The 25968-nt window shown below is 52.1% G+C and carries 27 protein-coding genes; 10 read left to right on the top strand and 17 right to left on the bottom strand.

Going from position 1 to position 25968, the window contains the following annotated elements; all coding sequences use genetic code 11:
* Positions 1-6: 6 nt before the first annotated feature.
* Positions 7-402: a cupin domain-containing protein gene (locus tag INT20_RS08785; RefSeq protein ID WP_193053163.1), complete on the bottom strand. Its 396-nt coding sequence runs from the start codon at positions 400-402 to the stop codon at positions 7-9.
* Between the two features lie 272 nt (positions 403-674).
* On the opposite strand from INT20_RS08785, the gene INT20_RS08790 reads away from it, so the two are divergent.
* Both INT20_RS08790 and INT20_RS08795 read left to right on the top strand, forming a co-directional pair.
* Positions 675-1718, top strand: coding sequence for a linear amide C-N hydrolase (locus tag INT20_RS08790; RefSeq protein ID WP_193056804.1), 1044 nt, complete (start codon positions 675-677; stop codon positions 1716-1718).
* Positions 1719-1932: 214 nt separating this feature from the next.
* Complete coding sequence (locus INT20_RS08795) at positions 1933-2337, top strand: DUF4019 domain-containing protein (protein ID WP_172118231.1); 405 nt, start codon at positions 1933-1935, stop codon at positions 2335-2337.
* Here the strand turns inward: INT20_RS08795 and INT20_RS08800 are convergent, their stop codons facing one another.
* The 3 genes from INT20_RS08800 to INT20_RS08810 all read right to left on the bottom strand — a co-directional run bounded on the left by INT20_RS08800 (position 2338) and on the right by INT20_RS08810 (position 4569).
* Complete coding sequence (locus INT20_RS08800) at positions 2338-3123, bottom strand: class I SAM-dependent DNA methyltransferase (protein ID WP_193053161.1); 786 nt, start codon at positions 3121-3123, stop codon at positions 2338-2340.
* A gap of 136 nt (positions 3124-3259) precedes the next feature.
* On the bottom strand, positions 3260-3715 hold the full coding sequence (locus INT20_RS08805) for a carboxymuconolactone decarboxylase family protein (RefSeq protein WP_193053160.1): 456 nt from the start codon (positions 3713-3715) through the stop codon (positions 3260-3262).
* A 50-nt stretch (positions 3716-3765) separates the two neighbouring features.
* Entirely contained in the window at positions 3766-4569 is an 804-nt protein-coding gene (locus INT20_RS08810) for a helix-turn-helix transcriptional regulator (RefSeq protein ID WP_193053159.1), read from the bottom strand.
* Between the two features lie 317 nt (positions 4570-4886).
* Between INT20_RS08810 and INT20_RS08815 the strand changes: the two genes are divergently transcribed.
* Entirely contained in the window at positions 4887-5204 is a 318-nt protein-coding gene (locus INT20_RS08815) for an antibiotic biosynthesis monooxygenase family protein (protein ID WP_193053158.1), read from the top strand.
* Positions 5205-5240: 36 nt separating this feature from the next.
* Here the strand turns inward: INT20_RS08815 and INT20_RS08820 are convergent, their stop codons facing one another.
* Together INT20_RS08820 and INT20_RS08825 are read right to left on the bottom strand one after the other, a co-directional pair.
* Positions 5241-5843, bottom strand: coding sequence for a YqaA family protein (locus INT20_RS08820; RefSeq protein WP_193053157.1), 603 nt, complete (start codon positions 5841-5843; stop codon positions 5241-5243).
* 127 nt (positions 5844-5970) lie between these two features.
* Positions 5971-6645, bottom strand: a complete 675-nt coding sequence (locus INT20_RS08825) for a LysE family translocator (protein WP_193053156.1) — start codon at positions 6643-6645, stop codon at positions 5971-5973.
* Positions 6646-6791: 146 nt separating this feature from the next.
* Between INT20_RS08825 and INT20_RS08830 the strand changes: the two genes are divergently transcribed.
* Positions 6792-7649: a methylated-DNA--[protein]-cysteine S-methyltransferase gene (locus INT20_RS08830; protein ID WP_193053155.1), complete on the top strand. Its 858-nt coding sequence runs from the start codon at positions 6792-6794 to the stop codon at positions 7647-7649.
* Positions 7650-7667: 18 nt separating this feature from the next.
* Complete coding sequence (locus INT20_RS08835; RefSeq protein WP_193053154.1) at positions 7668-8180, top strand: O-acetyl-ADP-ribose deacetylase; 513 nt, start codon at positions 7668-7670, stop codon at positions 8178-8180.
* A gap of 6 nt (positions 8181-8186) precedes the next feature.
* Here INT20_RS08835 and INT20_RS08840 read toward each other — a convergent pair whose 3' ends face one another.
* Positions 8187-9107 (bottom strand): glutaminase, encoded by a 921-nt coding sequence (locus tag INT20_RS08840; protein ID WP_193053153.1) that lies wholly within the window; start codon positions 9105-9107, stop codon positions 8187-8189.
* A gap of 345 nt (positions 9108-9452) precedes the next feature.
* Here INT20_RS08840 and INT20_RS08845 point away from each other — a divergent pair, with 345 nt between their 5' ends.
* From INT20_RS08845 to INT20_RS08855, 3 genes are all read left to right on the top strand, one after another.
* Complete coding sequence (locus tag INT20_RS08845) at positions 9453-10814, top strand: cytochrome P450 (RefSeq protein ID WP_193053152.1); 1362 nt, start codon at positions 9453-9455, stop codon at positions 10812-10814.
* A 152-nt stretch (positions 10815-10966) separates the two neighbouring features.
* On the top strand, positions 10967-12418 hold the full coding sequence (locus INT20_RS08850; protein WP_193053151.1) for a cobyric acid synthase: 1452 nt from the start codon (positions 10967-10969) through the stop codon (positions 12416-12418).
* A 159-nt stretch (positions 12419-12577) separates the two neighbouring features.
* On the top strand, positions 12578-13138 hold the full coding sequence (locus tag INT20_RS08855; RefSeq protein ID WP_193053150.1) for a hypothetical protein: 561 nt from the start codon (positions 12578-12580) through the stop codon (positions 13136-13138).
* A 28-nt stretch (positions 13139-13166) separates the two neighbouring features.
* Here INT20_RS08855 and INT20_RS08860 read toward each other — a convergent pair whose 3' ends face one another.
* Together INT20_RS08860 and INT20_RS08865 are read right to left on the bottom strand one after the other, a co-directional pair.
* Entirely contained in the window at positions 13167-14348 is a 1182-nt protein-coding gene (locus tag INT20_RS08860; RefSeq protein ID WP_193053149.1) for a vWA domain-containing protein, read from the bottom strand.
* Positions 14349-14351: 3 nt separating this feature from the next.
* A complete protein-coding gene (locus tag INT20_RS08865; protein ID WP_172118209.1) occupies positions 14352-15206 on the bottom strand; it encodes an AAA family ATPase in 855 nt (284 codons plus the stop codon).
* A gap of 583 nt (positions 15207-15789) precedes the next feature.
* Between INT20_RS08865 and INT20_RS08870 the strand changes: the two genes are divergently transcribed.
* Positions 15790-16395, top strand: coding sequence for an OmpW/AlkL family protein (locus INT20_RS08870; protein ID WP_193053148.1), 606 nt, complete (start codon positions 15790-15792; stop codon positions 16393-16395).
* An 89-nt stretch (positions 16396-16484) separates the two neighbouring features.
* Here INT20_RS08870 and pepQ read toward each other — a convergent pair whose 3' ends face one another.
* From pepQ to INT20_RS08905, 7 genes are all read right to left on the bottom strand, one after another.
* Positions 16485-17783, bottom strand: coding sequence for a Xaa-Pro dipeptidase (gene pepQ / locus INT20_RS08875; protein WP_193053147.1), 1299 nt, complete (start codon positions 17781-17783; stop codon positions 16485-16487).
* 14 nt (positions 17784-17797) lie between these two features.
* A complete protein-coding gene (locus INT20_RS08880) occupies positions 17798-18709 on the bottom strand; it encodes a LysR family transcriptional regulator (RefSeq protein WP_193053146.1) in 912 nt (303 codons plus the stop codon).
* A gap of 49 nt (positions 18710-18758) precedes the next feature.
* Positions 18759-19805, bottom strand: a complete 1047-nt coding sequence (locus INT20_RS08885; RefSeq protein WP_193053182.1) for an ABC transporter ATP-binding protein — start codon at positions 19803-19805, stop codon at positions 18759-18761.
* Between the two features lie 17 nt (positions 19806-19822).
* Entirely contained in the window at positions 19823-20839 is a 1017-nt protein-coding gene (locus INT20_RS08890; protein ID WP_172118205.1) for an ABC transporter ATP-binding protein, read from the bottom strand.
* Positions 20840-20846: 7 nt separating this feature from the next.
* Positions 20847-21803, bottom strand: a complete 957-nt coding sequence (locus tag INT20_RS08895; protein ID WP_193056805.1) for an ABC transporter permease — start codon at positions 21801-21803, stop codon at positions 20847-20849.
* Entirely contained in the window at positions 21800-22849 is a 1050-nt protein-coding gene (locus INT20_RS08900; RefSeq protein WP_193053145.1) for an ABC transporter permease, read from the bottom strand. The genes INT20_RS08895 and INT20_RS08900 overlap by 4 nt, the downstream gene beginning before the upstream one ends.
* A 156-nt stretch (positions 22850-23005) precedes the next feature.
* Complete coding sequence (locus tag INT20_RS08905; protein WP_193053144.1) at positions 23006-24577, bottom strand: ABC transporter substrate-binding protein; 1572 nt, start codon at positions 24575-24577, stop codon at positions 23006-23008.
* A gap of 290 nt (positions 24578-24867) precedes the next feature.
* Between INT20_RS08905 and INT20_RS08910 the strand changes: the two genes are divergently transcribed.
* Entirely contained in the window at positions 24868-25368 is a 501-nt protein-coding gene (locus INT20_RS08910) for a hypothetical protein (RefSeq protein ID WP_226912108.1), read from the top strand.
* Between the two features lie 11 nt (positions 25369-25379).
* On the opposite strand, the gene INT20_RS08915 is transcribed toward INT20_RS08910, so the two are convergent.
* On the bottom strand, positions 25380-25769 hold the full coding sequence (locus tag INT20_RS08915; protein WP_193053180.1) for a glutaredoxin family protein: 390 nt from the start codon (positions 25767-25769) through the stop codon (positions 25380-25382).
* Positions 25770-25968 lie beyond the last annotated feature (199 nt).

Raw genomic sequence — 25968 nt, forward strand, 5'->3', positions numbered from 1 at the left:
AGGAACTCAGCACTTGCTTGATGCGCTGATAAAGGGAAGGTCAATATCCTGCGGCACTATGGCATACACGCGTCGCCAGGGCTGGTTATCGATTAGATGCCAGCGGTGGCCGCCACCTGTGGTGTCTTCCGCCAATAAAATGTCGCCGGGGTGCAGCGTGAATGAGTCGCCCGTGCGCGTCTCGAAAGTGAGTGTGCCGCTAAGCGTTAAGACGAATTGACGGTTAGGAGCGTCATGCCAGCTAAAGCTGCCGCCTTCGCTTGTTTCGCGAAAGGAGATGCTGGTCGTTTCGATGACATCACTGAGCAAGTCATGGCGCTCACCTTTGGGAAGATCAATCCATCCTTCTTCAAAACACGATTGATGGTTACTGCCTGTCCATAACCTTACACATCGGAACATTACTGACTCCTGATTGTGAGTAGTGACAAAACATGATGAAAAATAGAACAATCATCTGAGTTTAAATACTAGTTCGGATTTTGTGCAATAAGGTGCGTGACCAAAGCTAAATTTATGCCTAAGGTGAAGTGGGTTTGATAATTTAAATATGGGCATGGGCTGGGGATTCCATGCCGCTATTCTTTTTATAAAAAAGGGGTTGGCGCTTTTCTGGTTAGCCGCCAATTATCTCTGGCAGGCTCTATAACGTTTGTAAATAAAAGGAAACCACCATGGGAATCAAAAAAAAATTAACGCTAGCGGCAAGCATGTGTGCCTTGTTCGTGGCCATCACAGCGGATGCATGCACGCGCGCGGTATATCAGGGCCCTGATGACATGATTATCACGGCGCGCTCCATGGATTGGAGGGACGAAATACATCCGAACCTATGGCTGTTTCCAAAGGGAATGGAGCGCGATGGTGCGGCTGGACCCAACTCCGTTACTTGGACATCCCAGTATGGAAGTGTCGTTACCAGCGCGTTTGATATCTCAAGCACTGATGGCATGAACGAAAAAGGCTTGGTGGCTAACCTGCTATGGCTTGCTGAGGCAGAGTATCCTGAATTTGGGCCGGATGACGAGGGGCTTTCCGTGGCTGCCTGGGTCCAGTATGTTTTGGATAATTTTGCGACCGTTGATGAGGCGGTGGAGGCGCTGCGCGATGAGCCCTTTGTGGTCGTCTCTGCTGAAATACCGGGCACCACTCGATTTGCTACGCTTCACTTGTCAATTTCAGATGCCAAGGGTGATAGCGCAATATTTGAGTATATCGGCGGTAAACTCACTATTCATCACTATACGTCATACAATGTGGTGACAAACTCGCCCACCTTCGAGCAGCAACTGACGCTGGATGACTACTGGAGACAGATCGGTGGTTTGGTCATGCTGCCTGGCACAAACCGTGCCGCAGATCGATTTGTCAGAGCGTCGTTCTACATGGATGCCATCCCTAAAACGAGCGATACAAGAGTCGCTGTTGGCAGTGCATTTAGCGTGATTCGCAATGCGTCTGTTCCTTTCGGCATCTCATCAGAAGAGGAGCCGAATATTTCTTCCACCAGGTGGAGAGCGGTATCTGATCAGAAACACCTTGTTTATTATTTCGAGACGGCACTTACGCCTAACACGTTTTGGGTGGATATGAAGGATGCCGACTTTACTGAGGGCGTGCCTGTTCGCAAACTGAGCCTCAAGAATAACAGTGTTTATGCAGGCAATACGGTCAACGCGTTTGAGGACGCCGAGCCCTTTGAGTTTGCTGGCCTGTAAGGTGCGTTAAGGGCATTTTTTTGCTAGTTAGCGCATGAAATAGCCCCCTGTGTCGCGGTTAGCGCAGGGGGCTTTCTCTTACTTAATAAAGCCAAGGGATAGAAAAAACTGCGGTTAGCTTGTTCGATTATTGTGATTAATACTAAAGTAATGGCGGCTGGTACCGATATTAAATTAAGCACACCTATTTACTGATCGCTGCCTAGAGTTATCCATGCCAAAAATCGTGATCTGTTTCATTACAGCCCTGCTACTGCTGGCACCGTATGCTCAAGCGAACACCGATGCGGCTGAGGCCGCGGCGCTGGCATGGCTTGATGCAATCGATAGTGGCGAGTATGAGCTGGCTTGGGAGGAGTCATCACCGCTTCTTAAGAGTCCGCTTTCGCCCAGTATGCTAGAGCGGATCATTAGCGCAGCGCGCCGTGACTTCGGGTCGGTGGAGGCAAGACGCCGCACACGCGTCATCACGCAAACCTCTATGCCCGGCGCTCCCAAAAATGATTACAAAAAGTTCATCTACCAAACGCGTTTTGCCAACAAGTCTGATATTACCGAAACCATTACGCCGCACTTTGAAGACGGCGTTTGGAAAGTAAGTGGGTACTATGTGAACTGATCAGCAACAAGTGGATTGCCCCGTTGCTACAACCGTGGGGGGGTGAATCTTCACGCAGGCAAAAATGGCGTTCCCCGAAGTGGTGTTCCACGGCGTGATAGCTTCAAAGTTGTGCTCGAATACATGCACTTCAAAGTAGGGCTCAAGCAGCGTAATTAGCTCAGCAAAACTAACCGCGACCATGGGGTGCTCATCGTTCCATACTTGGGTATCGCACGCGTTGGTTTTTGCAATACTAAGTTTGAGGGCCTGTTTTTCACCGCTACCGCTGTAATGCCACCCGGAACGAAACGTGAAGGCATCGTCGGCTTTTTTAACGGTGTGGCTCACAAACAGATTGTTATCGATTTTATCTTTATCGACTGCGTTGAAGCAGAAAACCCCGCCACTCATTAAGGCGCTGTGCGCACTTTCAATACACGCTTTGAGCTTTTCAATTCCGTCGCTGTAGTGAATCGAATATAAAAAACAGGTAATCAAATCCTGCGGGTCGCTTACCTGGAAGTTGCCCATGTCCTGACACGTAAACTGGGCCTCAGGGCAACGTGTGGCAGCAATATCCAGCATGGGCTGGTTAATATCCAGCCCGCTGCTCACATAGCCATTATCAATAAAATGGCGAACATGAGGCCCGGTACCACACGCGACATCGAGGTGAAGGTTGCCACCGTTACCAAAAATTTGGTGAAGCCTTTGCACGGCGTTGCTTTGCGCCCGGTAGTCGATGTCTTCGCACATCACATCGTAATAGCCAGAAAGGTCGGTATAGAGTGCGTTAAAGGACATGGCGGCCTGGGTAGCTTGGGAGTGAGGGTGGCGCATAGTAAACGAGTGGAGTGGCTTTTAGAAGCCAGCCGTGCGGAAGGGAATTTTGATCAAGACATCGCAGGCCGTCGCACAGGCTTGCGATGTCTTTTTCGGTTTATAGCGAGATGTCAGGCGCAAACTGCATACTTACCGCCACCCGGTTCCAACTATTAATGGCTAGAATCACCGTGGTTAGCTCAAGAAGGTCCTGTTCGCCAAAGGCAGCCAGAGCATTCTGGTAGACGCTGTCGCTAACAGACTGTTGGCTGATTAAGGTAAGCGCTTCGGCCCACTCAAGGGCTGCACGTTCCTGTTTATTGAAGCAGGGGGCTTCCCGCCAGGCAGGCAGTACATCCAGTCTTACCTGATGCTCGCCGTCGTCTCGGGCTTCCTGAGTATGCATATGCTGGCAGAAGCAGCACTGGTTGATTTGGGAAACGCGTAGCTTAACGAGGTGGATGATGGCAGGCGTTACCGCGCTATTAGCCGCTACTTCGCCCAGAGGCACCAAATGTTTAGCAAGGCGAGGGGTTAGCTTGTAAACGGCTTGTCGAGAAATACGCTGAGACATGGCAGTGACCTCGTTGATTGGTGAGGTCTCAGCTTATAAAGGTGTGCGTACTACGCCTTGTAAATTTGCGACAACTTGCGCTGGCGGTAAGAGGCGGGTGTTTCGTTGGTAAAAGATTGGAAGGCGTGGGTAAAGTGTGGCTGATCATAGTAGCCACAGTGGAGCGCTATTTCTGATAGCGGCCGGTCAGCTTCAAGTAAGCACCGTCGCGCTCGGTTGAGGCGAGCATACGTCACCAACGCGCCTGGCGAGACACCGACTTCACGTTTTAATCGACGTTCCAGGGTGCGTCGGGTTAACCCAACATTGGCAGCTAACTGCTCAGGTGGGAGCTGTAACTGGTTAATCGCCTGGATGATTCCTGGCACAGGGCTTTTACTCGTTAGTCGACTTTTGAGTAAACCCAGAAGCCATGTTTCAAGCAGGGCTAATCCTTTGGGTGCATCAAGCTGATAAAGGCGCTCCACCACCGGCATTAAACTGTCCATCCAGGAGGGGTTTATGTCATCGCCCAAGCAAAGATGCGCGTCTATACACTGTTCCGGGGCTAAGCCCAGGAGGCTATACATACTGGTCGGTTTAAACCGAATGCCCATCCGGGGGGTGGACGTATCAAACGTCTCAAGCAACATGTGTCTGTTAAAGCAGAGCGTGACGATGGGACGAGAGCTTCCAAGGTGAATGGTGAGGCTGGCGCCTGCATCGGGGTAAAGCTTTTCTACGATGGGGTGCGCAAGGGTGCTTTGCCCGCCCATCGACCAAAGGCATTGCACCCATGTGCGAAGGTTGGTGTTGGGCAGGCGCTGCTGGAAATTCAAATGAACGGCGTTACCGGGCAGAATAAAGTGGGCCATGGCGACAACCTGCTTTGTTGATGAATGGACTTCATCGCATAAGCTGTATTAAAGCCTAAACACAGGGGCTGGGAAAGTGGCTATGCTTGGACAGTGAAGTTCTCACTTCGCAATGAACTGTTTAATCATCAATCCACGTGGTTGAGCCCTTCAAAACAAGCGTCAAGCTGGGGCTCTTGCCCGCTGTGCCGTAGGTAAAGCACCATCTCACGCGCAACGATATTGATTTGATGAGTAAACACCAATAATTAGCTATGGAGTCTACTGCTTCGCCTACGGTATGCTTTTTTGAACTGCTTTCAGCTCAAGAGAACTTCATGGCCCTTATCTCAACGACTCCAGAACCCCCTTACTACGCCGTTATCTTCACTTCCGTGCGCACGGATATTGAAGATGGCTATGATGACATGGCGGAGCGTATGGTTGAGTTAGCCATGCAGCAGCCAGGTTTTTTAGGCGTTGAATCGGCTCGAAATGAGGTGGGGGTTACGGTTTCCTACTGGGCTGACTTGGCCTCGATTAAAGCGTGGAAGGCGCATGCCGAACATAAAGAAGCACAGCGGCTTGGGCATCAGCAGTGGTATCAGCACTTTAAAACTCGGATTGCCAAGGTTGAGCGGGATTACGGCATCTAGCGGATGCTACTTCCCTAGTCTTCTGCTTTATGTCGGTTACATCATCAAGCGCGTGAGTGCTTGTAGCCCCAGAGCAATCAACAGCACTATTACGCCGCCTATCAAGCTGGTAAACAACGCATGGCGCTTCCATAGCAACAGCACTCGATTACCGAAGCGATAAACCAGCCAGGCTAAGCCATAGTAGCGCAGGCCACGAGCAATTAATGCCGCCAGCAAGAATAGCAAGACAGGGTAGCCCGAAATGCCCGCCGTTATCATGGCTATCGGAAAGGGGATAGGCAGGATGCCCATGGCTATAATGGCAGCGAAACCGTATTGATTAAAAAACAGTTGAAACGCCTGAAAGCTCTCCTGCATACCGGTGACGTTGATAAACCATGTGCCTACCGACGTAAATAACAGCAAGCCTACGCTGTAGCCCACCAGGGAGGCGATCAGACAGCCCAATGTAGTGATGGTAGCCAAAAGCCAGATCCGCTGCTTGTTGGCTGCCATTAGCGGGATGAGTATTAGCTCAATGGGAATGGGTAAAATAATGGTTTCAAGAAATGAGAACACGCCCAGTAGCCATAGCATATTCTTTGAGCCGTTAATGCGCTCGAACCACACTTTAGGACTTTTTGAGATAATGGCCATGGATGGGGTCTACATCGGCGGACTAATACGGCGGTACATACTGGGTCAGTCCCATGGTATTGTCTAGCGTGAGCGGTGAGGTGGCGACACGCAGGCGGTAGGGTCATTTTACTCTTCATCACTTCTCTTATTGGCTGAGATATAACAGATGCCCCCACACTCTTCTCCTTTCGCAGCTCCTGTTTTTTGGCGTGACCCAAAATGCCGTATATAGAGCTTCGCAAAATAGGCAGCTAGCAGCCAATAACGCTGCAAGCAGTCGATTAATAGCGACTAACAATCGAGGCGTTTGAATGTAGCGCTTTAAGAAAGCCCCCGCGTAAACCCAGCTGGCTAACGATAACCAGCAAATAGGCAGGTAAAGCGCCGCGAACATGGCTATTTGAGCCGGGTCGTTACCCATTGTATAAGCGCCAATGCCAGACGCCGATGCAATCCATGCTTTGGGGTTTAGCCATTGCATGAGCGCACCTGTTATAAAACCAGGCGGTTTGGTGGTTGCTTGCACAGGCAACTTGCCGTCATCCATTGCTAACCTGATACTTAGATAAAGCAGAAACGCTACTCCGGCCCAACGAAGTAACACTTCAAGTAGAGGCACGGTGGTGAGTAAAGCGTAAAGCCCTGCACCAATTCCTAGAAACAGCGCTATAAACCCTAGTGTGGCTCCTGTCACAAAGATTAACCCTTTAACAATAGGGTAGTGGGTGCCGCTACTGAGGCATATCAAATTGACGGGGCCTGGGGAAATGGATGCGGCAAGGGCAAAGGCTGACATGGGGAGTAATAGCGAAATGCACATTGTGATCCTCCTAAACAGTGAGGGGAGTATGCGATGACGTGGCGACGGCGTATTGTATAAAATTGATATGCGCAAGATTCGGGTCGGCAGGCCGCTAGGGAGCGCTTAAGCTAGGAGAGCTTCGGTATCACACAGAGGAACCGGCAATGGATGATTATGCGCGTATCGAAAAGGCGATGGTCTACATGGTCGAGCGGGCGGTATTGCAACCCAGTTTGGAAGAGGTTGCGGCTCATGTGCATTTAAGTGCCTACCATTTTCAGCGCCTGTTCTGCCGCTATGCAGGTATTTCGCCCAAGCGCTTTTTGCAGGCCCTCACCCTGGAGAGGGGTAAGCAGTTATTAAAAGAGCCGCGGGCATTACTGGATGTTGCCCATGAGCTTGGGCTGAGCGGTGGCTCTCGGCTTTATGATCACTTTGTGCAGTTAGAAGCGGTGACGCCTGGAGAGCATAAACGTCAAGGGGAGGGCGTCTGTATCGAGTACGGCGTGCATGCAACGCCCTTGGGCAGCGTGCTGGTAGCGGTGACTCCGCGCGGCGTTTGCCGTATGGGCTTTGTGGATGCTACGAGCGCTGATGAACTGCTGGCGCGGCTTGCCAAGGAGTGGCCGCGAAGCTCGCTCAATCATCGCCCAGCGGCGACGGCGTATGTGGTGGATGCGCTATTGGCAACTTCTAAAACAAAACCTGGTACGTTATCGCTTCACGTGACCGGTACCAATTTCCAAGTCGCAGTATGGCGAGCACTACTCACCATTCCTGAAGGCCAGTTGGCAAGCTATACGCATATTGCTCAAGCGCTGGGCATGCCTAAATCGTCGCGAGCCGTAGGCAATGCGGTGGGTGCTAACCCAATTGCGTTATGGATCCCTTGCCACCGTGTTATCCAGCAAAGCGGGGCGTTAGGCGGCTACCGTTGGGGCGTCGCTAAAAAGCAGATGGTGCAGGCCTGGGAGCTGGCGCACTTAACACCTGAAGTGGAGCCGCTCGGTGCATTTAAATAGTCAACAAGGAGGTTTTAAATGAACATTACCGCGATACAAGCCGATATCACTACGCTTCATGTTGATGCCATTGTTAACGCGGCTAACACCTCATTACTGGGTGGCGGAGGCGTAGATGGCGCCATTCACCGTGCGGCCGGACCGGAACTACTTGATACCTGCCGAACGCTGGGTGGCTGCGCCACTGGCGATGCAAAACTGACCGAAGGCTTTAAACTGCCAGCACGTACTATTATCCATACCGTTGGCCCTGTATGGCACGGCGGAACACGCGGCGAAGCTGAATTATTGGCGTCTTGCTATCAGCGCTGCTTGGCTCTGGCTGAATCGGTAAACGCACGCTTGGTGGCGTTTCCAAGCATAAGCACGGGCGTATACCGTTATCCTATTGAAGAAGCTGCATGGATTGCTGTCTCAACGGTGAGCGAGGCTCTAAGGCAGGGCTCTACCGTTGAGGCGGTTACGTTTTGCTGCTTTTCTGCCGGGGATTTAGCGGTGTATGAAGCGTGTCTTGATCAATCTGGACGTTGAAGCGATTTAATGCCCAAACACTGACCAGCCGGTGCGTTGAGCAAACATTTCAAGTGCTTTCGTGCCCAGCAGACTATTGCCATATTCATCCAGGCCTGGTGACCAGACAGCAATGGCGCCTTGGCCTGGGGCGATTGCCAGGATGCCGCCACCGACGCCACTTTTTCCTGGTAGCCCCACCCGAAAAGCAAACTCACCTGAGGCGTCGTAATGCCCGCACATCATCATCAACGAGTTAATACGCCGAGCTCGTTGAGGGGAGACGACGCGAATGTTGCTGGGCTGGTTAACGCCATCAGACGCCAAAAATAGCCCTGCGTGAGCAAGCTGTTGGCAGCTCATGGCAATGGCGCACTGGTGAAAATAGGTACCCAAGACTTTATCGACATCGTGGCGCAGGCGGCCAAATGCTTTCATAAAGTGGGCAAGCGAGGCGTTGCGGTCACGGTGCGCCATTTCAGAAGCAGCGACAGTATGGTCAAAGCAGATGCTGTCGTCGTCCGCGATATAGCGCACAAAGCTTAGCAGTTCGGCAAGCGTTTCCCTGGGTTCATGACCCATCATGATGGCGTCAACGACCGCTATCGCTCCGGCATTAATAAAGGGATTCCGCGGTTTGCCCCCTTCGTGCTCAAGTTGAACGATAGAGTTAAATGGATCACCCGATGGCTCACGGCCTACATTGGACCAAAGCGCATCACCCATTTTTCCCAGTGCAATCGTCAGCGTAAATACCTTCGAGATACTCTGAATTGAGAAAGGGGTAGTGGCACAACCGGCGGAATAGCGCTCGCCCTTTACGGTGGCAAGAGAAATGGCAAATTGTTGGGGATCCACATGAGCAAGCTCAGGGATATAGTCGGCCACCTTACCACGCTCGGTTTCGGCGGCCATTGCCCTTGCGATCTCATTGAGTAAATCTTGCATTTATAGCCGTTAATTTTGGGTAAAAGAGGGCTGCCAAAATACCCGAAAACGGCGGCAATGTCTGCCAGAAGCCTATCGCTAGTAGGCCAGTGAAGAGCCTTGAGCAGTTAGATGGTTATTCTTCTTTATTGTACGAAATAGTGAAATAAGCAAACAATCGGTAAAGATCCCATTTTTTTAGTTTTACGATGGTAAAAGCATTTGCCGATTTCTTTAATTATTACTCATAAAATTATTTTATTTTAACAAAGGTTTGAAAGGCTAAAGATTTAAAGCGTTTCGCTTGCGGTGCGTTAAGGGGCATCTAGACTTGGCTCTCATGGACGATTTAAAAGGAGAGCGCTAATGGCAAAGGAAACCGTCACCGATTCACTGCCCACGGCATCGTTTAGCGAAACAGTATCGTTCTTGTTTAAGGTCATGGCGCCCAATATTGCCAAGGGCGTCATTATTCGCCGCCCAGGCGTTATGCACGTTGCTGAGCGATGGGCACTGGACAAGCGCTCCATTAAACAAGTACAGGCGTTTAATAATAAATATGGAAAGGGCCCGCTACTTTTTAAAACACCGTTCAAACCCATGGCATTGATATTAGACCCGGATGATGCAACCCGGGTAATAGAGGAAACGCCCGAGCCCTTCGCCACGGCTGAATCAGCAAAAAAGAGCGCACTTGCCCATTTTGAACCGGATGTAGCGTTGATCTCAAAGGGTAAGGCCCGCGAAGAGCGGCGGCGGTTAAATGAAGACGTTTTAGAAAGCGGTTGTCCGATGCACCGTTTTTCTGATCACTTTACCCAAGTGGCTGAGCAGGAGGTAAACGCACTCTTAAAGGCCGTTTATCATCATAATAATAAGCTGGACTGGCCCTTGTTTTTTGATGCCTGGAACCGTGTCGTGCGTCGCGTGGTGTTGGGGGATGCTGCTCGGGATGATTACCCGCTCACCCAAGAACTTATTCAACTGCGTAAGGCTGCTAATTGGGGATTCATGCGTCCCAAGCGCAAGCGGTTACGGCAAAAATTTCATAATCGTTTAGCGCACTATGTCGATCAGTCTGAAACCAATAGCCTGGCGGCGAAGGTGTCCCATTACGCCATCGGGAGCCAGGCAAAACCTGTGGGCCAGATGCCTCAGTGGCTATTTGCGTTTGAGCCTGCCGGTATGGCGACGTTTCGAGCGTTGGCGCTGCTATGCGCCCATCCGGCTCAGGCTGAACGGGCTCAGCGTGAAATTAACCTCTCCCCACCGCCAGACAACCCCTTTTTACAAGCCTGTGTGCTGGAAGCCTTGCGGTTGTGGCCAACAACGCCCCTTATTCTGCGCGAAACAACAGAGCGAACGTGCTGGTCGCAAGGCGAAATGCCTACCAATACCACGCTGCTTATCCATGCGCCCTATTTTCACCGTGATGACCGCACATTGGACATCGCCAACCGCTTTGCGCCCGATATTTGGCTAAACCCTGAGCAACTTAAACACTGGCCACTGCTGCCTTTTAGCGGAGGGCCGGGTATTTGTCCCGGAAGAAATATCGTCCTGCTGGTGACCAGTGCGGTACTGGCCGCGCTGATGAACAACCACACGTTTACGTTAAACCCGCCCGACAGGCTCACAGAAGATGAGCCCATGCCGGCGTTATTAAGCAACTTCCATCTCTGTTTTCAGGTTAAACAATCAGATGCTTTATCACGCCAGGAGGGCTGAGGGCGTGTAAAGCGCTTGTTTGAATCGCTAAGCCTGCTGGGGGTGCCGTCGCAAGGGTGGTCTTCTTTGCCCTTGATGTGCGTTGCATCCTTGTAGAGTGCTCGCTACAGTTCGGCCTTTGCTGGGCTAACTGAACGTATGGAGCATGTCGCATGGCCACCTTAATGATTCAAGGCACCACGTCAGATGCAGGTAAGAGCACCGTGGTCGCCGGGCTATGCCGAGTGCTTAAACGTCGAGGCTTTCGTGTGGCTCCTTTCAAGCCTCAAAACATGGCATTGAACAGTGCCGTAACGGAAGATGGCGGAGAAATCGGCCGCTCTACCGCTCTACAAGCACAGGCCGCTGGCGTGGTACCTCATAGTGATATGAACCCCGTGCTGCTTAAGCCGGAATCGGACCGTGGCGCTCAGATAATTTTGCGCGGTAAGGTGTACGGCCATATGGGGGCGCTGGATTACCACGCCTTTAAGCGGACTGCTCAGGAAAGTGTCATGGCCGCTTGGCATGCATTGCAGCGCCGTTATGATGTCATTATTGCCGAAGGGGCAGGCAGCCCTGCCGAAATTAATCTGCGAAAGGGCGATATCGCGAATATGGGGTTTGCGGAGTCGGCAGATTGCCCCGTATTACTGGTCGGCGATATTGATCGAGGAGGCGTATTTGCCCAGTTGGTAGGCACGCTTGAATTGCTCAGTAAAAGCGAGCAGGCGCGTACCAGGGGATTTATTATCAACCGTTTTCGCGGCGACATTGGCCTGCTGAACCCAGGGCTTGAGTGGTTGACCCAGCGGACAGGTAAACCTGTGTTCGGCACCTTGCCGTATCTGCAGGGATTATTACTGGATGCTGAGGATAGCGTTGGCCTCACCCAAAAAACAGCGCAGGCAGCGCCATTAACTATTGTTGTGCCGGCGCTTCCACGTATCAGTAACCATACCGACTTTGACCCGCTGCGCCTTCATCCTCACGTGGCGTTGCATTTTATTGGACCGGACCAACCGATTCCCGCGGCAGATGTCATCATATTGCCGGGCAGTAAAAGCACTGCCCACGATCTGGCGTGGCTAAAGCGCGAAGGATGGGAGGTGGCCATTAAACGTCACCTTCGCTATGGCGGCAAACTGCTGGGTATTTGCGGCGGTTTTCAAATGTTGGGCGAATGGGTAGAAGACGCAGACGGCCTTGAAGGTCCACCAGCGCGCGTTGCGGGGCTTGGGTTATTGTCGCTTACCACACAGATGGTCTCGGGCAAGCAGTTGCGTAACGTTGTGGGTCAGCTGCTGCCTGAAGGGGCCAGTGTCACCGGTTATGAGATCCATAATGGGGTTAGCGAGGGCGCGGCGCTGGCGAACCCGCTATTTGATTTGGAAAACCGTCACGAAGGGGCTGTTAGTGACGATGGACAAATAATGGGTACCTATCTGCACGGCTTGTTTGACCATCCTGATGCGTGCCAAACGCTCTTGAAGCGCTTTGGGCTGACCGAAGTAGGCCAAGTGGATTACCTGGCCCATCGCGAAAAAGAGCTTGAGCGTTTAGCGGATTCGCTGGAGGCGCATTTGGAAATAGAGGCAATTATTAAGCTTATCCAGCAAGCTTAATGGTCTGATAGCAAGCAGGGCTGGTCGTCTGCCTTGCAGTTGTGTCTTTGCTGATGCTGTCATAAGGATAAATTCTGGCTGGTATGCCGCGTCGGTATCCTCTAACCTTGCGGCGTTAACGTAGCTGATACTGGTCGCAACAGCGTAAAAGAGAGCGTCATGAAGGTAGTTCAGATTAAAGAAGCGGGGCAGCGAGATGCCTGTTTAGCGCAACTGTGCGCTAGCGTTTATGGTCAGCAGGCAGGATTAACCCCGCTGGTGGTGTTTGCCGGTACGCGCAAGGTGCTGTTTACCCAGGAAATAGCCCGTTTGGTGGCGGGTGTTGATGGCGCAGGTAAGCCGTTGTCGCTGGCGCTGTTGGTATTGGATGAGGCGGGCGAAGGCATGACGATTACTCACGCCTGCGAGTTTGAGCAAGGCGCCAAGCAGCGGCTCATCAGCGAATTGGCGCTTAAAGCGCCGCTGCGCGTTGAGGTGGATAATGCGGAGCAGGAGGCGGTTTATCAGGCGAGCGGTATCAAGCGCTGGTTTGATGGCGCTGACAGCAAACGCATTGGCTTAAGCGGCCGCCATCCGGCCAGTAATGCAGGCGAACTGGCCGCGACCGTTGTGTTGGATGAGGCGCTCATTTTACGACGCTTTAAGCACGACCCAAAAGCATTTGAAAGCGCCAAGCAGGACTTTCTAAACGGCTTGAACCAGTTTCCCGCAACGCTCTGAGCATGCTTATCCTGTGAGCTGGCCGAGGCTACTTTTTGGCCAGCTCGCGCATGGCGCTTTCCAGCCCTTCCAGTGTCATGGGGTACATGCGGTCCTCAATAATGTCACGAATCAACTGCGTGGAATACGTGTACTCCCAAGCGCGAGGTGGCATAGGGTTAAGCCATGCCAAGTGGGGAAAGGTCTCGCAGACGCGTTTCAGCCATGCGCCGCCGGGCTCTTCATTAAAATGCTCGACGCTGCCACCTCGGTGAGTAATCTCATAAGGTGACATGGCCGCATCGCCTACGATGACTACCTGATAATCCGCGCCGTAAGTGTGGAGCACGTCCATGGTGGGGATGCGCTCGCTGCCGCGTCTTGAATTATGTCGCCAGACCCCTTCGTATAAACAGTTATGAAAGTAGTAGTGTTCAAGATGCTTGAATTCAGATCGGGCAGCCGAAAACAGCTCCTCACAAACGCGAATGTGGTCATCCATGGAGCCGCCTACATCCAGAAACAGCAGCACCTTAACGGCGTTGTGGCGCTCAGGGCGCATCTGAACGTTTAGTAAGCCCCCATCGCGCGCTGTTTCACGAATAGTACTGTCGACATCGAACTCTTCCACTGCACCCTGGCGGGCGAACTTACGTAGTCGGCGCAGCGCCATTTTGATATTGCGGGTACCCAGCTCCAAAGAGTCGTCATAGTCGCGAAAGCGCCGTTCATCCCATACCTTTGTTGCGCGGCGATGGCGTGAGCCTTCCTGGCCGATACGAATGCCTTCAGGGTTATAGCCATAGGCGCCAAATGGGCTAGTGCCGCCTGTGCCAATCCACTTGTTACCGCCTGCGTGGCGCTCTTTTTGCTCTTCTAGGCGTTTTTTAAAGGTGTCGATCAGCGCTTCCAGGCCGCCTAGCGATTCAATGTTGGCTTTCTCTTCATCAGACAGCTGCTTTTCGAATTCCCGGCGCAGCCAGTCATCGGGAATCAACGCCTCAATGGCGGCGTCCATGTCTTCAAGGCCTTTAAACCAGGCAGCAAACGCACGATCAAAGCGGTCAAAGTGGCGTTCGTCTTTAACCATTACCGTGCGAGTGACTTGGTAAAATGCTTCCATATCGGCAAATACGACGCCACGTTCAACCACCGCGTGCAGGTCCAATAACTCACGCAGCGACACAGGCACGCCCGCACGCTTTAAGGTTTCGAACAGACCAATAAACATGGCTTAACGACCTGTGCCTTTCTGACGGCGTAACATAAACGCCAGGCGTTCAAGCAGCTGGGTATCCTGCTCGTTTTTAACCAGTGCGCCGGCCATGGGCGGCAGTGCCTTGGCTGGGTCGCGGTTGTAGAGCGCTTCCTGGGCAATTTCATCCGCCATTAGCAGCTTAAGCCAATCAACCAGTTCAGAGGTTGAAGGTTTCTTCTTAAGGCCGGGCGCATCACGTAGTTCGAAAAATACGTTCAGCGCTTCGCCGACCAGCCGCGGTGCAATATCCGGAAAGTGCACATCCACTATCGCCTGCAGAGTGGCTCGGTCGGGAAATTCAATGTAATGAAAAAAGCAGCGGCGCAGAAATGCATCGGGTAGCTCTTTTTCATTATTGGACGTGATGATAATAATGGGGCGTTGATCGGCTCGGATCGTTTCACCGGTCTCGTAAACGTGGAACTCCATGCGATCCAGTTCCTGGAGCAAGTCGTTCGGAAACTCGATATCGGCCTTATCTATCTCGTCGATCAAAAGCACGACACGTTCATCGGCCGTAAAGGCTTCCCACAGCTTGCCGGGCTTTATGTAGTTGGCCACGTTCTCCACGCCTTCGACACCTAGCTGAGAATCGCGCAGCCGGCTAACCGCATCGTACTCATAAAGCCCTTGGGCTGCCTTGGTACTGGATTTTATATGCCAGGTAATTAGCTGAGTGCCCAATGACTCGGCCAGCTCTTCCGCGAGCAGGGTTTTACCGGTGCCAGGCTCGCCCTTAATCAGCAACGGCCGTTCAAGAACAATCGCCGCGTTAACCGCTTGCTTTAGTGCATCAGTGGCAATGTAGGAAGAAGTAGAGTCAAACGCCATGAAGAGTGCCTCGACGGGTCGAAAACGTATTCAAACAAGTGTACGTGAGGGTAGGTGTCGGGGCCAACAGCCGATTCCGATGGCGTTAAATAGAAACACCAAGACCCAATGGATACACACAGTACCTTTTTGCACACACGGTACCTTTAGGGGGCAAAACTACCTAAGCACGAACAGGGTTGGTGCACTTTCTTCGCATGAGATATTGAGGTAGGCGAGTTGAGTGCAGGCGCTTTGTGTATATTTTTGTATTTTAATGATTTTTAGGATGTTGGCACGCAGTTGGCTATATCGTAAATAAGAAGCAAATGAACAGCATCACTAGCCACATTGGATGCTCTTCCTTCTTTACTACATCGCCACGGTAATGACCGTTTTGCGATACACCGTGTGAGCTGGCGTGCTCCACTTGGGTCCCCTTCGGGGGGCTTTTTTTTATGTTTGAAGAAAAGAGTTAACATTTTCAACATATAACAAGAATGTCACAAGAAATTTGGAAACACTGTTCGATTGGTATATATTGTATAGGTAAGCCGGTTGGTCGACACCAATCCCAAGCTAAAATGCATAGAGGGTGAACCTAATGAGCAATATGAAATTAATTTCAGCCGCTGTGGTAACTGCTGGCTTAGCACTGGCAAGCCAGGTTGCCTTAGCGTACAACGCTGGCGATGCATTTGTTCGTGGTGGCGTCGCTCAAACCGATACAGGATCAGGCAACGGCAATATCAATGGAGAGTCACTGAACGTTCAAAGCGAGACAGGCTTCACGTTCGGCGCTGGTTATCTATTTACTGATAAAGTGGGTGTTGAGCTTAATAGTTCTGAAAAGTTTGAACATCAGCTCAATGCGGCATCACAAGACCTGGGAAGCATTGACCGCTTACCCGTAAATTTATTAGTAAATTACTACCCCATGGGTGGGCTGGATTCACGTGTTCAGCCGTACGTTGGCGCAGGTCTTAACTACACACGCTTCTCGGGTGGTCCTGACAATATTGACGTACGCAGAAGCTATGGCGCTATCGGCCAAGCCGGTGTGGATTTAGCAGTCACCCAGAACGTGTTACTGAATGGCTACGTAAGCTATGCGGATGTTGATGGCGAGATCAAACGTGATGGCGAGCATATCGGTAAAGTCGATATGGACCCGGTCACCATCGGCGGTGGCGTGACATTCCGTTTCTAAGGCATAAGCCAGCTTCAAAATATCATCTAACACCCGGCCTTGCGCCGGGTGTTTTTGTTACGACTTAACAACAGGTTCTGCTACGGGCCTTATGGGGTCAGATTATCGTAACCATTTTCAGTGACCACTACGTTATCCTCGATACGAATACCACCACAGGACATTAACTGATCCACCAGCGTCCAGTTAATTGGAAGCGATGTGTCGCGCAACGGGTTTAGGAGCATCGGAATAAAGTAGAGTCCTGGCTCAACGGTTACCACCATGCCGGGTTTCAAAATACGCGTTAAGCGCAGGGCGGGATGTTCGCTGGGGGCGGGGGCCGCTGAGCCATCAGGGTGACGTAAACCGGCTACGTCATGCACTTGAAGTCCCAGGGAGTGACCTAAACCGTGTGGGCAGAAGGCGCGAGTGACTCCTTCGCTTACCGCTTGCTCGACGGTGCCTTTAAATATGTCATGGGCAACGAGGACGCTTCCCAGGGCTTGGTGCATTTGCTGGTGTAACTCAACAAAAGAGGCGTCCAGTTCGATGCGACTAATAATGTCATCTTTTAGATGGTGTAGCGCCGTTACCAGCTCTTCAAAAATCGCGGGGGCATCAGGCCCTGCGTGGGTGCGGGTGATATCTGCGCAGTAACCTCTAAAGCGTCGCCCGGCATCTACTAACAAGCTGTAGCGCTGGCTGGGTGGTGTTATATCGTAATGTTGGTAGTGCAGGACGCCTGCATGTCCATTCAAACCAATAATATTCTGGTAGGGAACGTTAGATTCGCGCTGTCGGCTAGCCGCTAGGTAGGTCAGTTGTATATCGAGCTCGCCTGAAGCGCCAATAAAGGCGGCTTGGGCGGCCTCGTGACCTGCCATTGCAAGGTGATTGGCTTCTCGTAGACAGGCAACTTCGTAAGGTGTTTTGAACATGCGAAGTTCATCAAGCGCTCGCACAACCTCATCAGGGGCTGTTTCAGCGTTCAGCGCTTGCTGAATATCGGGCGCCGTGCTTGCTATATCGCCGATGACGGCGCTGCGGCCCTCTAAATGAGGTGCGCGTGCGTGGGCACACTGATGTACATCAATGACGGATAGCCAAGGCTCATCGGGTAGCTGAGTAGGCTGATGCCAAAAATCAGCGGGCGCATGCAGATAAAACTGCGGTTTTTTACCAGGCTCAATGACTAGCCAGCTGTGCTGAATGTCCGCAAGGCCTACCCAGTGCATAAAATGGCCATAGGTTTGGAAAGAGGCGGCATGATCGTCAGCAAAATGATGGCTGGCGTGGCCGCTATAAATCACCAGACTGTCAAAGCCGTACTTTGTTAACACCTGCTCATAGGCATGCTGTAAATGAACGATATGATCAAGCTGCAGGTTAAAAAGCGTTGTTGACATGAAAATCTATCCTGTTAACTACGTGACGGGGCGAGTTCGCTCCAGAGTTTGTCTAGTTCTGCATGGTGCTGATGCTGATGGCGGTATAAGCGCAGCTCCATGGGCACATCCCAGCGGCTATCGCCTGCTCTGACAAGGGTGCCTTGGGCGAGCTCATGTGAAACGTTGCGCTCTGGCAGCCAGCTCATGCCATATCCCAGCAGTACCAGCTCTTTTATACCTGCCGCGTACAGATTTTCACTTTGTGCCACCAGGTGGGTGCTTTGAGGTAATCTGGCCAGGTGTGCCTTTATTGCAGAGCCCAGCAGGCCTCGCTTGGGGTAGGCAAGCCAAGGCGAGGGCTGCTGGCGTGTGCCCGGTAAAACGGTACAAGGCTCGCCTTGAGGGGCAAGGCCTGTCACGGGAATTAGCCGCTCATGGCCGATCACCCGATAGGTACAAGCGCTTGTATCGATATCCAGATCGCAACGCCCGGCAGGCCAGTAACAGATAGCCAGGTCGCACTCTGCGCGCATTAACGCTTGAAAATAGTCGTGAGCAATCCACCCGGTTGCGCGCAGGTAGGGCTGTACATGGTCCTGCCAGCCGGTAGACGCTAGCCATTCAGGCAGGAAATTCCCCAGCAGGCTTTGCGGGGCGGCTACCATAATGCGCCGCTGTTGACCGGCATTAATCTCGCGCAATCGGTCACGCGTTAAACGAACGCGCTCCGTTACCTGTTCGCATAAGGTGAGGAACTCCTCTCCGGCGGGGGTTAACGAAAGCGGTAGCGTTTGGCGATTAATGAGCGTAATGCCCATCTCTTCTTCCAACAGTTTAATCCGTCTAGAGAAGGTCGGCTGGGTTACGTTTTGGTCATCAGCGGCACGTGAAAAGTGCCGAGTCCTGGCCAGGGCAATAAAGTCTTCTAGCCAGCGAATTTCCATGCTTTACCTCGCAGTGAGATGGCGTGACTGGCCAGTAAATGCCTACGCTTCATAGGCGGCCTTCCTCAACAGCGTGGCAGGCTACACGCGTGCCGTCATCCTGCATTTTTAATTGCGGGATTTCTTGAATGCAGCGCGCATTGGCATACGGGCAGCGACCATGAAAAACACAGCCGCTCGGTAAGTTAACCGGCGTTGGCACCTCACCTTTAAGGCGAATATGTTGTGGCCGGTCATCTTCAAGGCGCGGAATAGATGAAAGGAGTGCTTGGGTGTAGGGGTGGCGGGGCTTGGCGAACAGAGTCGAGGTCGTGGCTATTTCGCACACGGTGCCCAGATACATCACGGCAACCCGCGTACCAAAATGCTCCACTACCGCAAGGTCATGGGTGATAAACAGGTAGGTCAAATTGCGCGCGTGCTGGGCTTCCATCAACAGGTTCAGCACCTGTGCCTGAATAGAGACATCCAGCGCTGAAATGGGCTCATCAGCAACAATAAACTCAGGGTCCACTGCCAGCGCTCGCGCAATGGCAATACGTTGACGCTGGCCGCCGGAGAATTCATGACCAAAACGCTTGCCCCAGTCTGGGTCAATGCCCACCGAGCTCATTACTTCTTCGACCTTATCGGCAATCTGCTGACGGTTCCATGCGGGGTGGTGCAAGCGCAGTGGCTCTTCCAGTGTTTGCTGGATGGTCATCCGCGGATTAAGCGACGCGTAAGGGTTTTGGAAGATCATCTGCATGCGCTTGCGATACGGCAGCAAATGGCGCGAGCTTAAATGGTCAATGCGCTGACCATCATAGTGAATCTCGCCTACAGATGGCGTAATGAGCCCCATGACTGTACGGGCAACGGTCGATTTACCGCAGCCGGATTCGCCAACGACGCAGAGTGCCTCGCCACGCATTATCTCCAGGTTTACGCCATTAATAGCGTGTACGTGTTCCTGGTGACGAACGAGCTTGCCGCCTTTAAATCGCAACTGGTCAAGAAAATCGCCTGATAGCGAAAACCGCTTTTTGAGATCGCGGATTTGCAGAAGTACTTGGGCTTCTTCGACGTTTTCAGCGGGGATGTGATGCTCTGCCATCGCACTTGCCTGCGTACTCATTGGCTTTCCTCCTTTAAACGACGATCTTCCAGCAGTTCAGCCACCATATGGCAAGCTACCTGGCAGTTGCCCGCTTGTACAAATCCGGGCACTTGCTCAATACAAGCGGGGCGGGTTTGTCCATCGGCGCGCTTAATAAAGTCGCAGCGCGGGTGAAAGGCGCAGCCGCTGGGGAGATTGGAAAGCGAAGGCATACTGCCACGGATCTGATTCAGTCTTTCACCGGGCGTTGCCATCTGGGGCAGGGCATTAATCAGCCCTTGGGTGTAAGGATGCTGCGGGTCATTAATGATCTCACGCGTTGGCCCTTGTTCAATCACGCGGCCGGCATACATGACCAGCATGCGTTGAGTGACCTGACTCACGACGCCAAGGTCGTGAGTAATCAAAATAAGCCCGACATTGTGCTGTTCGCAGAGATCCAGCAATAGCGCCATGATTTCTGCCTGAATGGTGACATCCAGCGCCGTTGTAGGCTCATCGGCAATAATGATGTCCGGGTCAAGCAGCAACGCAATGGCAATAATAATGCGCTGCCGCATGCCGCCGGAAAGTTCATGAGGGTATTGTTCCAGACGCTTTTCCGGTGAGGGAATTTGCACCTGGCGTAATTTATCCAGTGCAATGGCGCGGGCCTCTTTAGAGGAAATTCGTCGGTGAGCTTTTAGACACTCCACCATTTGAGCGCCAATCGATAACACCGGGTTCAGCGTCATCATTGGATCCTGGAAGATCATTGAGATTCGGTTGCCACGTATTTTACGCAGCCCGCGCTCCGACATGGTATTCAGCGTTTGTCCTTCAAACGTAATACTGCCACCGGCAATAAATCCGGGCTTGGCAATCAGATTAAGCAGCGAAAACGCCGCAACCGATTTGCCAGCACCAGACTCGCCTACAATGCCTAAACGCTCACCGCGCTCTAGCGTAAAGCTAACATCACGCAGTGCACGTACTTCGCCCTGGCGCAGGCCAAACCGTACATCCAGTTGGGAAACTTCAAGTAATGCCATGGTGCCCTCAGCCTTTATAGAGTCGTGGGTTCATGACATCGCGCAGCCAGTCGCCCAATAGATTGATAGACAGCACCAGCACTACCAGTACCGCACCGGGAATTAGCGTGATCCACCAGGAGCCTGATTGAATGTAGTCAAAGCCTGCCTTGATTAACGAACCAAGCGATGGACGGGTCTCGGGCATTCCCAGGCCCAAAAACGACAGCGCCGCTTCAGAAATAATGGCGTTGGCAATTTGCACGGTAGAAATAACGAAAATAGGCGATAACGTATTAGGCAACACATGGCGGAACATGATCCGTTTGCTGCGCAGTCCCATTACTCGTGCAGCGTCTACGTACTCCTTGTTTTTCTCGGCAAGTACGGAAGCGCGCACGGTACGGGCGTATTGTGGCCACTCGGCCAAGCCAATAATCAGTACCAGCATCAGTACTGCGTATTGACTATAAAAAGAGCTACCCAAGGTGGCCTTCACCACAGCGCCGACCACGATAGCCACCATCAAGGTGGAAAATGACAGCTGAATATCCGCCAGGCGCATAAAAAAGGCATCCACACGGCCGCCCAAATAGCCTGCCATTAGGCCAAACGTTACGCCTAAAAGTGCCTGCAAGATCACCGCACCAAAGCCGATCAAAAGCGATACTCGCGTACCGTACAAAATAATCGACCAAAGGTCTCGGCCCTGGGCATCGGTGCCCAGTGAGTAGCGTTCATCCGCTCCGTCGACCCAGAACGGTGGCAATTCGGAGGCCATAATATCGATCTGACGCAAATCGTAGGGATCGGTAGGTGCAATAAGAGGCGCGGCAAAGGCAGCCACTACCAGGCAGATAAATACCGCCAGGCAGAGCTGTGCCGTGCGGTCACTCTTGAAGCTGTACCATAAATAGGAGTCGCGAAAGCGTTGGAAATGGCTGGGCGATTTGCTCTTGGGCACGCTCTTTGTTGTCATCGTCATGCGGGTTTACCCGTCAGTTTTACGGTGGGGTTCACAAAGCTGTAAATCAAATCCACGATGGTGTTGGTCACCACGAAAATGACACCGACAATCATTAGATAGGCCACGATTAGCGGGATATCAGCCCGGTTGATCGCATCCAAAAACATCAGGCCCATGCCCGGCCACTGGAACACGGTTTCGGTCAGAATGGTGTAAGCCACCATCGTGCCGATTTGAACACCGCCTACGGTGATCACCGGTAGCATGGTGTTTTTAAGCGCGTGGACAAAATAGACGCGGCGCATTGAAATGCCCTTGGCGCGGGCATACTTGACGTATTCAGACTGCAGTACTTCCATCATTTCAGCGCGGATCAAGCGAATAAACAGCGGCAGCATGATAGAGGCGAGTGAAATGGCGGGCAGCACCAGGTGTTGCAGGCCGCTCCAGGTGGCCAGGTTGGTATCCCAATAGCCAAACACGTGCACCAGGTCATAACCGCGCCCAAACGAGGGCATATTACCTTGAGTGGATAGCGCACTGTTTAACCAGGCCCCCCACGCGGTCCCTTCGGGAAAAATTGAGACGGTAATGCCGATAGCAAAAATTTGAATTAATACAATCGCGGTTAAGAACACCGGAATCGAAATACCGATAATCGATGCCCCCATAAAAAAACGCGAGATAATCGAGCGCGGTTTGATAGCGCTGTACACCCCGATAGGTGCCGAAAAAACCACGATAATTAAGGTGGCCGCAAAGACGAGCTCAAGCGTTGCTGGCAGGTGGCGTGCAATAACGCTGAGTGCCGGCTCGCGGTAGAAGTAGGAGTTGCCAAAATCGCCTTGTACGGCATTTTTGGCAAAGCGCACATACTGCACCATGAAAGAATCATTAAGCCCCAAGCGCTCGCGCAGGGCCTCTCGTTCACTTTCGGGGACCGATTGTCCAACCATCTGCTGTATCGGGTCACCCAGGTTATCCTGGATGGCGAAGGCCAGCACGCTGATGATGAACATCACCAATACCGCGTGCATCAGCCGCTTGATTAAAAAGGCAATCATGGCGTACGCCACCTATGTAATAGTGTTTAGCAAAGGAAGTAGAGGTCAGTGCCGTTAAACATTTCGCAATGGGTTTTGACACAACAAGCGCTTCGCCCTCCAGTTGGCTGGAGAGCGAAGCATCCGTGCAGGCAATTTACAAACCGTTAGTCAAACTTAGCGGTTAATAACGAGATCGCCCAAGTAGGGGAAGTCGATGGCGTTAACGACAGGTTCAATCTCAACGCCTTCGGCAGCGGCATACGCAAGGTTCTGCCAATGCAGCGTAATAAAACCAACATCTTCATACAGCATGGCTTCTGCTTCACGCAGCATTTCATTGCGCCGCTCAAGATCGGTTACGCTGTCGGCTTCAGTGACCAGCGCGTCGATCTCTTCATTGCAGTAATTGCCATAGTTGTATTGGCCCGCACCGCTCTCTTCATCAATACAGAAGGTGAGGTACTGGAAGAAGTTGGCAGTATCTTCAGTATCCGAATGCCAGCCAAGCATGGCGATATCCGATTGACGGGTATCATACTCTGGCCAGTACTGGGCAAGCGGCATGGTGCGCAGGTTAACGTTGATATTGATACGCGATAGCATGTTCGCTACCGCTTGGGCAATTTGTGCGTCGTTGACGTAGCGATTGTTGGGCGCAATCATGTCAACGCTAAAGCCGTCTTCATAACCCGCTTCCGCCATTAGCTCTTGAGCGCGGGTCAGGTCATAGCGTGGTACCAGATCCGGGTTGTGACCGGAGTAGCCTTCCGGTGAAAACTGCCCAGCAGGCGTCGCAAAGCCACGCATTAAGCGATCAGCGATGCCTTCCTGGTTGATGGCAAGATCAACGGCTTGACGAACGCGCACGTCTTTGAAGGCTTCAACTTGTTCTTCGTTAAGCTGGAAGCCGATAATACGCGTGCCCGGTACTTCGAAAAGCTCAACGTCACTTGCTTCACGAACGCGCTCCAGATCATTCGGCGGCACAGCGTCAATAAAATCGACGCCGCCTGAGAGCAAGGCTGCTACGCGCGCGGCGTTTTCCGCAATCGGCGTGAGTACAATGCTTGAGACATTGCCTTCGCTTTCAGTATCCCAATAATCTTCAAAGCGTTCAAAATCGACACGTACGCCTTGGCGACGGTCAGTAAGAACGAAGGGGCCGGTACCGGAAACATTGCGTGAAGCAAACGAGTTGCCTGCTTTTACGATCTCCGCTTTATCGACGCCATTTTCGGTTTCACCAGTATAGAACTGGCTATCCATGGGAAAAATGTAGGTCGCCAGGTTGAGCAACAGCGGATAGGGGGTCGTCGTCGTGATTTCCACCGTGTAGTCATCAACCGCTTCGGCGGTAGCAATGGGCTCAAAAATGGCGCGGTAGTCAGGGCTCTCTTTTAAGCGCTCAATCGTCCATACCACGTCTTCAGCCGTCAGCTCGTTACCCGAATGAAACTTGACGCCTTCACGAAGCGTCATGCGCATATGCGTATCGTCTGTTTGTACCCATTCAGTTGCCAAGCGGGGCTCAAACTGAAAGTCCTTGGTCCAGCGGACGAGAGGATCAAACGCCAAGTGGGAGAAACGCAGCATACCGCCGGAAAGTTGTTCGTGAATATCAAGCGTTTCCGGATCGGCGGAGTAGCCAATGCGCAACGTTTCAGCGTTTGCTGTCAAAGGGAGCACTGCGCTACCCGCAACAGTTGCACCGACAATAGTGGCCAGTATCTTTTTTTTGAGCGCCATAATCGTTCCCGTCTTATTGATAATTTTATTGTTCACATTACCGTCTAAACGCTATTGGCGAGACAGCAAAGCAGACACGGTCAGCTTGTAAGCTATCCTATTAACATAGAGAGTGTTGAATGCGTCATACAATCGAAATAGTGATAGACCCTATTCAACTATTGAATGATTGGGCTTGTAGCAGTGAATACTGGAGTGCAAGCTAGTCTAAAGTCGTAGATGAAAAATAAACGGGCGTTTGGTATCAGCCCACGAAAGCCATTAGTGACCCGCTGGAAGGCAGGCTGAAAATGATGAAATGGAATCAATGGATCATTCTGGTGTTAATCGGTTGGCTTCCATTAACCGCACAGTCTGACACTATTGACGGCATGCTGGACGGCGAGCCGCGGGAGTGGTTTGTGCTGAGCCAGGGCCGTGACTCCAATGCTTCTTTTGTAGAGGTTGGCGATCAACGCCAAATCACTATCACAGGGTTTGTCGAGCCTGATCAAAGGGACGCCTACGAAGGGTTGTCTATTAGCCTGGCGGTTGAAGACAACCAGCTTATCGATGCCCAAGTGGTACAACTGATCGGTAGCACCACCGTACCGCCGCTTTACACCTCTGAAGGAGGCAGTGTTACCGTCACGTTGACGCAGCTTGAGCAGCAAGGCAGCCACATTCATATTGCTGGACGTGTCGAAGGCGTATTGGCGTTGCAAACTGCACTGGACGACGCGCCCAGCCGGGCTGAGGGAATCGACATCGATGTGCAGTTTGACGTTAATGCCTATCGAGCACGGTTCTAACAAGCACGGTTTTAAGCTCCAAATTGCTGATGCAGCCATGCATTAATATCATCAGACTCATACAGCCACTCTTCGCGACCATCTTCGTGGTGAATCTTTAAGCAAGGCACTTTGGTTTTGCCGCCGCCTTCAAGGAGGTCCTGCTTATGTGCGGGGTCATGCTGAACATCGCGCAGCTCAATGGTTAGTCCTAAGCGGGCAATTTCTTTACGCACCTTAATGCAGAAAGGGCAGGTACGGAATTGATAAAGGGCTAGGCGTTGGCAAGCCTGGTCGACGCGCGCTTGATCGGCGGGGGCACGCTCAATCGCGTTAGGCGTTGAGAGTTTTTCACTGATAAGCATGACCGGTGCCAGCACCAAACGAACACCACGGAAAAAATAGCGAATTAATACACGCATAATAAACTCCATCGCTAACCCTGGGGCATGGGTCAGCGTTCTTAGAAAAAGTACGTCATTGGAAACAGCGATGCTACGCGCCAACAGGTGGGCTTTAAACAAGCGTGCGCGCATCCTGCAATAATCGAACGCATTTGTCACTTGGCGACGCTCGCTATACGTATATTGGGGCATTTTCTAACCCCCAGGTGTGCTTAAA

The organism is Halomonas citrativorans, assembly GCF_014898005.1.
Classification (GTDB): domain Bacteria; phylum Pseudomonadota; class Gammaproteobacteria; order Pseudomonadales; family Halomonadaceae; genus Vreelandella; species Vreelandella citrativorans.